Source organism: Thermococcus sp. MAR1, assembly GCF_012027305.1.
GTDB lineage: Archaea > Methanobacteriota_B > Thermococci > Thermococcales > Thermococcaceae > Thermococcus.
In genome coordinates this window covers 399,915-410,110 of sequence record NZ_SNUF01000002.1, presented here as the reverse complement: position 1 = coordinate 410,110, position 10,196 = coordinate 399,915, and the positions used below count along the sequence as shown (strand labels likewise).

The 10,196-nt window shown below is 53.2% G+C and carries 15 protein-coding genes and 1 rRNA gene; 8 read left to right on the top strand and 8 right to left on the bottom strand.

The genetic code is table 11. The annotated features are described in order from the left end of the window. Positions 1-107, bottom strand: a 5S ribosomal RNA gene (gene rrf, locus E3E25_RS10175); the annotation flags it as partial. Positions 108-250: 143 nt separating this feature from the next. Here rrf and E3E25_RS10170 point away from each other — a divergent pair. The 5 genes from E3E25_RS10170 to E3E25_RS10150 all read left to right on the top strand — a co-directional run bounded on the left by E3E25_RS10170 (position 251) and on the right by E3E25_RS10150 (position 4,345). Further along, positions 251-1,297, top strand: coding sequence for a DUF835 domain-containing protein (locus E3E25_RS10170; protein ID WP_167893120.1), 1,047 nt, complete (start codon positions 251-253; stop codon positions 1,295-1,297). A 42-nt stretch (positions 1,298-1,339) separates the two neighbouring features. Then, positions 1,340-1,957 (top strand): SMC-Scp complex subunit ScpB, encoded by a 618-nt coding sequence (gene scpB, locus E3E25_RS10165; RefSeq protein WP_167893209.1) that lies wholly within the window; start codon positions 1,340-1,342, stop codon positions 1,955-1,957. Between the two features lie 135 nt (positions 1,958-2,092). Then, positions 2,093-3,157, top strand: a complete 1,065-nt coding sequence (locus E3E25_RS10160; protein WP_167893208.1) for an OB-fold nucleic acid binding domain-containing protein — start codon at positions 2,093-2,095, stop codon at positions 3,155-3,157. 10 nt (positions 3,158-3,167) lie between these two features. Beyond that, on the top strand, positions 3,168-3,545 hold the full coding sequence (locus tag E3E25_RS10155; protein WP_167893119.1) for a replication protein RepA: 378 nt from the start codon (positions 3,168-3,170) through the stop codon (positions 3,543-3,545). Further along, a complete protein-coding gene (locus E3E25_RS10150; protein WP_167893118.1) occupies positions 3,542-4,345 on the top strand; it encodes an OB-fold nucleic acid binding domain-containing protein in 804 nt (267 codons plus the stop codon). The genes E3E25_RS10155 and E3E25_RS10150 overlap by 4 nt, the downstream gene beginning before the upstream one ends. Here the strand turns inward: E3E25_RS10150 and E3E25_RS10145 are convergent. From E3E25_RS10145 to E3E25_RS10125, 5 genes are read right to left on the bottom strand one after another with little or no spacing between them, the layout of a single operon-like run. Next, positions 4,330-4,719: a nucleotidyltransferase domain-containing protein gene (locus E3E25_RS10145; RefSeq protein WP_167893117.1), complete on the bottom strand. Its 390-nt coding sequence runs from the start codon at positions 4,717-4,719 to the stop codon at positions 4,330-4,332. The two genes, E3E25_RS10150 and E3E25_RS10145, sit on opposite strands and share 16 nt — an antisense overlap. Next, on the bottom strand, positions 4,712-5,140 hold the full coding sequence (locus E3E25_RS10140; RefSeq protein WP_167893116.1) for a DUF86 domain-containing protein: 429 nt from the start codon (positions 5,138-5,140) through the stop codon (positions 4,712-4,714). Before E3E25_RS10140 ends, E3E25_RS10145 begins: the two co-directional genes overlap by 8 nt. Positions 5,141-5,186: 46 nt before the next feature. Then, positions 5,187-5,567: a ribonucleoside-triphosphate reductase gene (locus E3E25_RS10135; RefSeq protein WP_088179757.1), complete on the bottom strand. Its 381-nt coding sequence runs from the start codon at positions 5,565-5,567 to the stop codon at positions 5,187-5,189. A 12-nt stretch (positions 5,568-5,579) separates the two neighbouring features. Next, entirely contained in the window at positions 5,580-6,410 is an 831-nt protein-coding gene (locus tag E3E25_RS10130; RefSeq protein ID WP_167893207.1) for a geranylgeranylglycerol-phosphate geranylgeranyltransferase, read from the bottom strand. 44 nt (positions 6,411-6,454) lie between these two features. After that, a complete protein-coding gene (locus E3E25_RS10125) occupies positions 6,455-7,522 on the bottom strand; it encodes a Clp1/GlmU family protein (protein ID WP_167893115.1) in 1,068 nt (355 codons plus the stop codon). A 163-nt stretch (positions 7,523-7,685) separates the two neighbouring features. Here E3E25_RS10125 and E3E25_RS10120 point away from each other — a divergent pair, with 163 nt between their 5' ends. After that, positions 7,686-8,150, top strand: a complete 465-nt coding sequence (locus tag E3E25_RS10120; RefSeq protein ID WP_167893114.1) for an Lrp/AsnC family transcriptional regulator — start codon at positions 7,686-7,688, stop codon at positions 8,148-8,150. On the opposite strand, the gene engB is transcribed toward E3E25_RS10120, so the two are convergent. Further along, on the bottom strand, positions 8,097-8,726 hold the full coding sequence (engB, locus tag E3E25_RS10115; protein ID WP_167893206.1) for a GTP-binding protein EngB: 630 nt from the start codon (positions 8,724-8,726) through the stop codon (positions 8,097-8,099). The genes E3E25_RS10120 and engB overlap by 54 nt on opposite strands. A 93-nt stretch (positions 8,727-8,819) precedes the next feature. On the opposite strand from engB, the gene E3E25_RS10110 reads away from it, so the two are divergent. Further along, a complete protein-coding gene (locus tag E3E25_RS10110) occupies positions 8,820-9,476 on the top strand; it encodes a hypothetical protein (RefSeq protein ID WP_167893113.1) in 657 nt (218 codons plus the stop codon). Here E3E25_RS10110 and E3E25_RS10105 read toward each other — a convergent pair. Next, complete coding sequence (locus E3E25_RS10105) at positions 9,473-9,643, bottom strand: preprotein translocase subunit Sec61beta (RefSeq protein WP_088179751.1); 171 nt, start codon at positions 9,641-9,643, stop codon at positions 9,473-9,475. The two genes, E3E25_RS10110 and E3E25_RS10105, sit on opposite strands and share 4 nt — an antisense overlap. Positions 9,644-9,788: 145 nt before the next feature. Between E3E25_RS10105 and E3E25_RS10100 the strand changes: the two genes are divergently transcribed. Continuing rightward, positions 9,789-10,166 carry a 30S ribosomal protein S6e gene (locus E3E25_RS10100; RefSeq protein ID WP_167893112.1) on the top strand — a complete coding sequence of 126 codons (378 nt, stop codon included), beginning with the start codon at positions 9,789-9,791 and terminating at the stop codon, positions 10,164-10,166. Positions 10,167-10,196: the final 30 nt, after the last annotated feature.

Sequence of the window (10,196 nt, the reverse complement as noted above, 5' to 3'; positions counted from 1 at the left end):
CGGCTTCCCGCCCCCTCCCGGAGGGCAGTACAACCGGGATCGCTGGCGGGCTTAACTTCCGGGGTCGAAACGAGACCGGGTGTGACCCCGCCGCTATGACCGCCGTACCGCTGTTAACCTTTCGAGTTGGGTTTATAAAGATTACGGTCGCCTTAGAGTCCACACTCACACTCTAGCCCCCACAGAGTAGCCAAAGCTTTTTATACATGCAGAACACAAGTTAACAGCCGGACGCATCGGGAGGGTCAAGATGAACACCACTCTCCTAATGGTGGGCCAGGCCCTAAGCCTCTCTGCCAAGTTCGCCGTTTCGGCAGTACTTCTAATGGTCTACATACAGTCACGACGAAAATCCGCGTTCATCTGGGCCATCGCCTGGCTCGTGGCGGCTATGAGCATAGTGGCCGACGCTCTGGGGATCCTTCAGTTCGCCGCGTTGACCGAGGCAGCTTTCTCCTCACTAATGTTCCTTGGCTCCCTGGTATTCCTCTCCGAGGAACTCGGGAAGAACGTCAGGTACTCGAGCCTGTGGGCAGCCCCACCTCTCGTCGCAGCAACCTACGGCATTTTCCTTGGAAACGATTGGAACTCAGTTGTGGGAATTCCTTACGGCGTTTCTGCCTTCTTCATAGTTCTCTCGGGTGTTCTAATTGTCACCTCCATCGATCTGAAGTTCAAAAGCGCCAAGCGTGCGGCATTCGCCCTCGGCATCCTCGGAGCCCACAAAATGGACTACCCGTTCCTTAGAACCGTGGAGTGGTTCGCACCGATGGGCTTTGCCATAGGTGCGGCATTGACCGTGGTCGCGGCGTACTTTATGGCCCGAATGGTGATGTCCAGAGAGTTCATAAAACTCGCGGGAACAATAAGGTTCGAAATAGACCCCGGCATCGAGCTCGTATCAAGCAGCGAGTACCGCAGGGTTAAGGAGGACCTCAAGGGCTACCCCGTGCTCGCGTTCATCAGGGAGCTGACTCCCCCCGACGAATGGAAGGCCTACTTCCTGACCAGTCTGCCCGGGAGGAACACGATAACACCAACGAACCTCCCCAGAATTCTGGAGCTCTCGGGGAGGTACCTCCGGGAGGCCGAGATGAGAGGGATAACAGGCGTTGTGGTTATCGACGGGATAGAGTACCTTGTCATACACAACGGGATAACGGCGGTGACCAAGTTCCTCGGGACGCTCAGGGACCTCGTGATACTGAGAGACGGCCGGCTGGTAGTTGTGGTGGACGAAACAGCCCTGGAGAAAAAGGATTACCTAACCATAAAACGCGTTCTCATCGGAGGGTAAACCCTATAAGAGAGGGGCCCGATTTTCAAGGTGGTGGTAATAATGGGACTCCTTGAGGACAAGGCCCTTGTTGAGGCTGCACTGTTCGTTTCTGGAAGACCGCTGAGTGTGAAGGAGCTCTCAAGGGCTCTAGGAATAAGATCGCTAGACTACATCGAAAAGCTCATCGAGCTTATAGCCGCAGAGTATGCCGAGAGAAAGAGTGCGATAGAAGTTGTGAGAGTCCTTGGGGACAAATACGTTATGCAGGTAAAGCAGGAATACAGCCAGCGCGTCGTTCACCTCATGCCGAGGCCAGACTTGAGAACCGGAGAACTGAAGACACTCGCGCTAATAGCCTACCTCCAGCCGATAGAACAGAGCAAAGTGGTGAAGCTCAGGGGAAGTCAGGCGTACGAACACATAAGGAAGCTCCTTGAAATGGGCCTTATCTATGCCGAACCGTACGAGAGGACAAAGCTCCTTGGAACGACTCCAAAATTTGCTGAGCTCTACGGCTTCCCCGAGAACGACCCCAACATCATAAAGGAGGCGTTTAAGAAGGTCGTCCACGCCGAGTACAGCGACCTCATAGCGAAGCTGGAAGGCAAAGGTAATGGTGACGAATCTCAAGAACCCCAGGAGACTGAAGTGGAGGCCTCTATGGAGGGCGAAGAGTAATTCCTTGGCCCTTCAGTCACTCAATTTTCCTCCAGAGGAGGAAATCGCCCTTCCTTTCTGAAAATTGGCCCCTTGGACCGAGTTTGGAGAAAGGTTTAAATAGTCCGAGCTATCATTACCATTAAGGTGAGTGTTATGGGAGTGCTGACGAAGGAGCAGATTATTGAGATGATCGAGGGGCAGAAAGGCCTCTCGAGGGATGAAATCGAGAAGAAAATATCGGAGATAGCCTCCCGCGAGGGAATCTCCGAGCACGCAGCGGCATTAATGCTTGCCGAAGAGCTCGGAGTGAATCTTGAGGGCAAGGAGGAGCTCCTCCACATAGCAGACTTGGTTCCTGGAATGACCGGCGTTAACGTCGTGGCGAGGATTCTGAGGAAGTACCCGCCCAGGGAGTACCAGAAGAAGGACGGTTCCACCGGACAGGTGGCCAACGTGATAATATACGATGCCACTGGGAAGACGAGACTCGTCCTGTGGGACGGCCTCGTGACCAAATATTACAACGAACTCAATCCGGGTGATCTCATCAAGATAATCGACCCCAGCGTCCGGGAGGGCCGGAACGGAGTCGAGCTACACGCCAACTTCAGGACCAGGATAATCCTCAACCCGGAAGACCCGCGCGCCGGTGAGATACCCCCGATCGAAGAGGTCAGAAGCTACAACTATCAGAGGAGAAAGATAGGTGAGCTAATGGGGGGCGAGAGGTTCATTGAGGTTCGCGGAACGATTGCGAGGCTCTACCGCGTTACCGTCTACGACGCCTGCCCGCAGTGCAGGAGGAAGGTGGACTACGACCCCGCAACGAACAGCTGGGTATGCCCAGAGCACGGCGAGGTTCAGCCGGTCAAGATAACGATAGTGGACTTCGGCCTCGACGATTCCACGGGGTACATAAGGACAACGCTCTTCGGAGACGATGCGGCCGAGCTGGTGGGCAAGGACCCGGAGGAGATAGCGGAAAAACTCAGGGAGCTCGTCGAGAATGGCCTGACGCTTAAGGAAGCCGGAAGGAAACTGGCCGAGGAGGAATACTACCACCTGCTCGGAAGGGAGATAGTGGTCAGGGGCAACGTCGTGGACGACAAGTTCCTAGGGCTCATCCTGAAGGCCTTTGGATGGGACGAGGTTGACCCGAAGCGCGAGATAGCAAGGGTGAGGGCCGAGCTGAAGGAGGTCATCAGGGATTTGGTGTGAGGTGTTGACGATGGAGGAAGTTAGGTTCAGGCGTAGGAAGCCCGCCGTTGAGAGAAAGATAGGCGAGATAAGGGAGGACGACACCAGGGTTTCGCTCATCGGGAAGGCCTTCAAGGTCGACAAGATGGACTACACCTTCTGGCTCGACGACGGAACCGGAGTCATACTCATCGAGAGCGAGGAGAACGTTCTTCCTGAGAACGGGCAGATCGTCAGGGTAATCGGAAGGATCATCAGGAACGAAGAGGGGATGCATATCTACGGTGAAGTCGTTCAGGATTTCAGCAATGCTGACCTGGACGCGCTGGAAGAGATTAGAGAGCTTGAGAAAAAGGTCCTTCCCAAAGTTGAAGGCATTATAGAGTTTTTCGGGGGTGAGGAGCTATGAAGAAACGCCTCCCAGCGAGCAGGGTCTACATCAAGGACATCATAGACGGCTACTACGTCAAGAGCGAGGGCGACTTCGAGCCTAACTACCTGATAACGAAGGACGCCAGAAAAGTCTACCGTGTTAAGGTCGTCGCCACGGTCGTCAGAGACCCCCTGATGAGCGAGGACGAAACCTACGGAAGGTTCCAGATTGACGATGGCACCGGAACGATGTGGGTCTTCGGTTTCAGGGAGAACACCCGTTTCATAAACCTCGTGAAAAAGGGCGACCTAGTTCAGATAATCGGGAAGGTGGCGGAGTGGCGCGACGACAAGCAGATACTCGTCGAGGGCATAGCGAAGGTCGAGCCGAACATGTGGATACTCCACCGCTTCGAGACGCTGAAGGAGAAGGCTGAGCACGCCAAGAAGGCCAAAATAGCCTTTGAGATATACGACCGCTACGGGATAACGGCGAAGGCCAAGGTCATAGCCAAGAACAAAGGAATAAGCGAGGACATGCTCATGACCATAGACGAGCTCTACACCATGATGCTCGAACAGAGGAGCACCGAGGAGGCGCTCTTTGAGGAGGAGGTCGTCGAAGAGGAGCCCAAGGCAGAGAACCCGGAGCTTGAGAAGGCCAAAAAGGCCGTCCTCGACCTGCTCCACGAGAAGGGCAAAGCTTTGTCGCACAAGTTCATAGTCAAGAAGCTCTCGAAGGAAATCGACGAGGAACTGATTGAGGAAGCAATAACGCAGCTCCTGGCTGAGGGCGAGATATACGAGCCCGAGATAGGCTACTACGAGCCGCTGTGAAGAATTTCCTTCATAATCTCTTTTTCGAACGGCTTAAAGTCAAGATACTCCCTAATAGCTAGATCATAGAACTCCAGCCAGGCTTTTTCGTCCCTAATCATCAGGGGTTCTCCCCCAAGAACGCGGTACCTGAATGCTGGAGGCGCATTGTTTAGAACCTTTACATCGACAGGGAACCCCAAGGAGACCTCAAGCTCGATTGAAAGTCGTAGCTCATACTCAAGGAAATCGTCCACCCTTGAGGGGTCAACGTAGACCGCAACGTCAATGTCCCGATATCCTTTCCCCCAAAGAAAGCTTCCGTGAAGGTATGCGAAGAGTATTTCATCCTTAGTCTCAAGCAGTTGTCTAATGCTCCTTCTAATATCATTCACCTCTTCTCTCGACGTATGCTGTCACCTCCCTCACAAACCTCCTGAGATCGTCTAAATCCTGGGTCAAGATCTCATAAACTCTCTCGTCACTTATTCTCCAATACAGGTGCACCAACATGTTCCTGAACTTTGCCATCATCGCAAGCCTCTCGGCCAGTCCCTTCGATATAACGCTCAGTTCACCCAGGGACAGGAAACATTCAGAATAGGTACTTGGAGGCTTTTTAAGACGGGCAACGATATGATTGCACACTGAGATGGCCGCCTCAATCGCCGTGATAAGCCGGTATTTGGCGGCGTCCCTCACGTAGGGCTCATTTAGGAACTTCTCCTTCTCAAATAGGGAGATATCCTCAAGTTCAGATATAGCTTCCTCAAGCTCAACCAAGCGACGCATCACCAGCTCAGCATCTACGCTCACATTACCACCAAGAGAATTTTGGGAAAAAGAAGATAAAAACCCAACGTCAGTACTGCTCCCTCATCGTCCTTATGACCGGGTCGTGTATCAGCGTCGAGGTTATGCTGTCCACCATCCGGAAGAACTCGTCGCGTCCCTTTTCGAGCGGCATGTTCTCCAGGCCTATCAGCTCGCATTTTCTCCCGAGTATCCACTTGCCAAGCACTATCTTCTCCCTGTCCCCCTTTCTGGCATCTATCCTCGCCAAGCCGTAGGGGATGTCGGCCGTCCACCAGTTGGCCTTAAAGGTAACGCGCCAGCCCGCATCCTCAACGGCTTCCACGAGTTTTTCAAGGGTCTTTGCAGGCCCATAGGGCGTTTTAAATGTGATGACAGTCCACAGCTCCTCGGATTCGAGGTTTCTCACGAGTTCATCCTTAAACTCCATACCCACACCTCCTCACACTATCGCGGCTATTATGAACGCCATGACGGCCAGGAAGATGCTCACCTTGAGCAACTTCTGCGCCCTGTGTGCCGATTTCCTGTCCTGGTTCTTAAGTATAATGTATGCGGCGTAGAGTATGATGAGGTCAACCGGTACCATGGCGTAGTAGCCAAGACCGACACCGGCCTTCACCGGCAGGAAGGATGCCGCTACCGTCAGAATGGCAAAGACGGTCCCGATGTAAGCGGCTTTTTTCTTCCCCCAGATTATGGGGAGGGTTTTTGCCCCCTTGGCAAGGTCCCCCTCAACGTCCTCGATGTCCTTCACGACCTCCCTGGCAACGTTAACCAGAAAGGCACAGAGCGCGAGGTAACCGGCTAGGCCGATGTGTTTAACGGCAAGGGCTCCGTAGAGCGGCGTCGCACCTGTGAGGCCAGCAACTACGAGGTTCCCTATGAAGGGGAGCGGCTTGAGCCTCCAGGCGTAGAGAATCATTGCCGCATAGGCGATGATCGCCAAGATAAACGCCCGGATGTTTATGAAATAAGCCAGAACCAATCCCACCGAGAGCAGGAGCAGTGAGTAGTATAGGGCTGTTCTTCTCCCAATAGCACCCCTAGGAAGGGGCCTCTCGGGCCGGTTGATTTTATCAATCTCGTAGTCAAAGTAGTCGTTTATCGTGTTGCCTCCCGCACAGCCGAGGGTGACGACCAGGAAGACCAGAATGGCCGTGATCAAGTCCGGAAAGTGTCCAACCGCAACTATCGAACCCAGAACACCCACTATCCCGGCAAGAACGCAGTTGTGAGGCCTTGTTATCTCCACGAAGGCTTTGAGTTCCATTAGGGACACCTAATTCGATTAGGTTATTGCCTTAAAAATCTTTGCTAGAGCTCATCCCTCCGAAGGAGACCAAGCTCTTCACCTGTTTCAAGCACCCTAATTCTACCGAAGCGGAGCTCAACCGCCTTACCAACTTCCTCACGGGGGATGGGCGTCAGAATCTGCGCTCTCATCTCGCCGAAGTTTACCCACTTGAGTATTCCAACCCCCAGGCAGAGCCCGTCTCCGTCGATGAAACCCACCAGAAGGTTACTAAGCCTCTCAAAATCGACCGCATGGATCACCGAGCGGCTGTACTGCCTGGAACCGGGCTCAACATCGGCCTTAACAACAACGTACCTCTCCCCCTTCCAGCCGGCTATGAGAAGCCATCGAAAGAGCGCCGAGAGGAGGTCCCTCTCCTCATGGGTCAGCGACCTGCCCCTGAAGAGCTCCGTCCCTGTGGGAATCGTCTTTGACATATCAACCTCTACGAGCGAGGCATTCGAGAAGTAGGCCTTCCACTTCTCCTTCCGGACTTCCCTCCGCTCACCCCTCGAGTGCTCCCTTGCATTCTTGCTGACGGAAAGGGTTACAACCTCACCGTACGGGGAAAGGAGCTTCCTAAGATGGGACAGTTCGCCGCTCCTCTCAAGTAAAACCACGAGTTCCGGTCTCACAAGCTCGGCCTTGAGACGTTTCATCTCGATGCCCTGGCCCGTAACGAAGCCGGTCGTGTCGATTAGAACTACATCAGCGCTCTCCGCGGCGATGTCGGAGAGGCGCTTTACAGCGACTGCCATCTCGCCGATGTACTGGCCCGGGGAAGTGGTGCCAATGAAGTAGTGGGCCTCCCCGGAAAGCTCGCTGGGAGAGCTAAATGGATCACTGGGAAATGCTAGGCTCACCGTGGCAGGGGGAAGGATACCCTTCTGACCGACGTCGCTGTCAACCACAGCGACCCTGAGGCCCTCATCGATGAGCCGGTTAGCCAGAAACGTCAGCAAAGTCGTCTTTCCGCTGTCAGTGGCGCCTATCAGCATGACCCTTGCAGGTCTATCTAAGCTAATTATCCGCTCAAGGAGCTTAAACCTGTCCGGCGGAACGTCCTCCGTGTAGGTAGCCTTGTTCATGTGAGTTCATAGGGGAGCTGGAATTAAAAAGCTAACTTTTGGAAAGACTTATAAGAGTGGTAGTGCCCATAATTCATGGAACCAAAAAATTTGACATAAGACTTAAAAATAGTTGGTTTAATAAAGCTGTAAACGCTAATCTCGCAAAGTGGAGGTTTCGAAGATGGAAGGGAGGTCAACTCTTACCCCGAGGCAGATAAGGCTGCTCAGGAAGTTCTACGAGGAAGGGAAGACAATCGAGGTACACACCGTAGAGAAGACCCAGGATGAGCTCGCGGAGGAGCTTGGAATCACCAGACAGGCTCTCAGCAATCACCTAAAGGTCCTCAAGGAACTCGGATACATAAGAACCGGGAGGGGCTTCATAGACCTTACCGACAAGGCCCTCGACCTTCTCGGCGAGAAGAAGGGCGACGTCTTCGTCTTCGTGAAGATAGAACCCACAAAGAGGAAGCACGTCTACGAACACATTAAGAAGCTCAAGATAAAGAGGATATACCGCGTTACCGGCGACATAGACCTTATAGTCGAGGCAGACAAGACTAAGCTCGACGAGATACTTGAGGAGATAGCATCACTCGACGGCGTCAAGGAGACCATCACCCACATCATCCTCGAAGTTCTCTGACCCTGGTTCCGCGGAGGGCTGCTTCCTCCCCTCTTTAAGCTTCTTCTCCATGAGCTTCCTTAACTCAAGGAGGTTCTTTCCGAACTTTGCTGAAATCGGCACGAACGTCTCGGATACCTCATCATAGGGAACGCCGAACTTTTGGGCGAGAAAGTCTATGGTTCTCTGGAGGTTCTTTATCTTGTCCATCTTGTTGACCGCTACTATCACAGGAATCCCCAGCTCTCGGAGGAAGGCATAGAACTCAACATCAATAGGTATCTCCCCGCGCTTCTCCCAGCGCTCTATTATCTCAGGAGCAGCTTTGCCGTCGACAACCAGAACAGCCAGCTCGATGTCATCGGCATTGTCCTCGATGAAGTGGACTATCTCATCCTTTATGCGCTCCTGCTTCGCCTTTGGAACGCCGCTCATGAAGCCGAAGCCGGGCATGTCAACCACTCTCTTACCCCTCCAGTTTATCTCCACTGGCTTCCTCGTGACTCCGGGCCTCTTGCCCCTCTTGACCCACTTGCCGGTCAAGCGGAAGATGAGCGTGCTCTTGCCAACGTTCGAACGTCCCACGAATATTATCATCCCTCTCACCGTAAGCGATGAAGTTCTTTCGCCTTATAAGCCTTGGCGGAAAAGTTAAGTAGGCGAAGGGATAAGTCCCCACGGTGGTGTTTTATGGTAGAGGGTGGCGAAACCAAGGCCAACCAGCTCATCAACAAATTCGTTATATCCCTGACGGATGGGAAGATACTGGGCTTCGTGACCGACATAAACGTCGAGGTTGAGGGCGACCAGTTCTACTTCATCCTCAAGATGAAGGAAGTGGAGAACCTTGGAAAGGGCCAGAGCATGTTCTCCAGCGAGAGGAAGCTCAAAATAAGGCCGAGCGATATAGTCAACGTTGGACCAGACGTCATCATTCTCGGGAACGGGAAAGTCCCGCCGCTCAGGGAAATAGAACGGCTCAACCAGATAGCTGAGGAGTACAACTCCCTGGTCAGGGAACTTGAGGCCAAGGAGCGGCTCATCGAGAAGCTCAAGGAGGAGAACTACGAGCTGACGAAGAAGCTCGATGAGATACAGAGGGAGCTGAGGAAACTTCAGGTCATGAAGGAGGACTTCGAGCACCTTAAAGAGCAGCTCGTCAGGCAGGAAGGTCAGCTTGAGATGGCCAAGGACTACATAAGGCTCCTCGAAGGATTAAGGCACGACATAGACAAGATAAAGGACGACGTTGATAAGCTCCTCCAGACCCAGCTCGAAGAAGTTGTCAGGGCAATAATCAACGAGGAACTTAACGCAAGGGGATTAAAGAAGACGAGCTTCATTTAACCGAAGAGCTGCGTCCCAAAGGCGTGAAGGAGTATCTCAAGGGCAACCAGGATAAGAGTAACCGCTATGACGCCCCTTGGGCTTATCTTTATTGCCCGGGTGTCCTCATCGAAGAACCTCATAAGCCCGGCACCGGTTGGCGGAAGCGTTGTCCTTTCTTTTGCCATTCATCTCACCCCTCAAGGAGTGCCTACATATCGCGGGTATAAAAAAGTTTTGATATGGGAAACTTTTTAAAGGCCAAACCACACCGCTCACTGGACAAGGGGTTTACCCAATGAATCCCGCTAATGACATAGGAGGTGGGAGGAAATGGCGACCTTTAAGCTCGTTATATCCAACCCGAAGACCGGCATAGCCAGGCAGGTTGAGATAAGTGGTGAAGAGGCCGAGAAGCTGGTAGGAAAGCGCATAGGAGAGGAGATACCTGCGAGCGAGCTCGGACTCAACCTCACCGAGATATTCGGCGAGGAGATCCCGGGCGACGTTAAGCTCAGGATAACCGGTGGAACCGACAAGGACGGCTTCGCCATGAGACCAGATGTCCACGGCCCGAGGAGGGTCAAGATCCTCGTTTCAAAGGGTCCGGGCTTCAGGCCGAAGGAAAGGGGTGAGAGGAGAAAGAAGACCGTCAGGGGCAACACCATCAGCCCCGAGATCGTTCAGATAAACATGAAGCTCGTCTTCTGAGCTTCTTCCTTTCCCCAAACTTATCGCTTT

Coding starts and splice junctions, on each gene's coding strand:
- E3E25_RS10170 (WP_167893120.1), top strand. CDS start 251: ATGAACACCACTCTCCTAATGGTGGGCCAGGCCCTAAGCCTCTCTGCC.
- scpB (WP_167893209.1), top strand. CDS start 1,340: ATGGGACTCCTTGAGGACAAGGCCCTTGTTGAGGCTGCACTGTTCGTT.
- E3E25_RS10160 (WP_167893208.1), top strand. CDS start 2,093: ATGGGAGTGCTGACGAAGGAGCAGATTATTGAGATGATCGAGGGGCAG.
- E3E25_RS10155 (WP_167893119.1), top strand. CDS start 3,168: ATGGAGGAAGTTAGGTTCAGGCGTAGGAAGCCCGCCGTTGAGAGAAAG.
- E3E25_RS10150 (WP_167893118.1), top strand. CDS start 3,542: ATGAAGAAACGCCTCCCAGCGAGCAGGGTCTACATCAAGGACATCATA.
- E3E25_RS10135 (WP_088179757.1), bottom strand. CDS start 5,567: ATGGAGTTTAAGGATGAACTCGTGAGAAACCTCGAATCCGAGGAGCTG.
- E3E25_RS10130 (WP_167893207.1), bottom strand. CDS start 6,410: ATGGAACTCAAAGCCTTCGTGGAGATAACAAGGCCTCACAACTGCGTT.
- E3E25_RS10125 (WP_167893115.1), bottom strand. CDS start 7,522: ATGAACAAGGCTACCTACACGGAGGACGTTCCGCCGGACAGGTTTAAG.
- E3E25_RS10120 (WP_167893114.1), top strand. CDS start 7,686: ATGGAAGGGAGGTCAACTCTTACCCCGAGGCAGATAAGGCTGCTCAGG.
- engB (WP_167893206.1), bottom strand. CDS start 8,726: ATGATAATATTCGTGGGACGTTCGAACGTTGGCAAGAGCACGCTCATC.
- E3E25_RS10110 (WP_167893113.1), top strand. CDS start 8,820: ATGGTAGAGGGTGGCGAAACCAAGGCCAACCAGCTCATCAACAAATTC.
- E3E25_RS10105 (WP_088179751.1), bottom strand. CDS start 9,643: ATGGCAAAAGAAAGGACAACGCTTCCGCCAACCGGTGCCGGGCTTATG.
- E3E25_RS10100 (WP_167893112.1), top strand. CDS start 9,789: ATGGCGACCTTTAAGCTCGTTATATCCAACCCGAAGACCGGCATAGCC.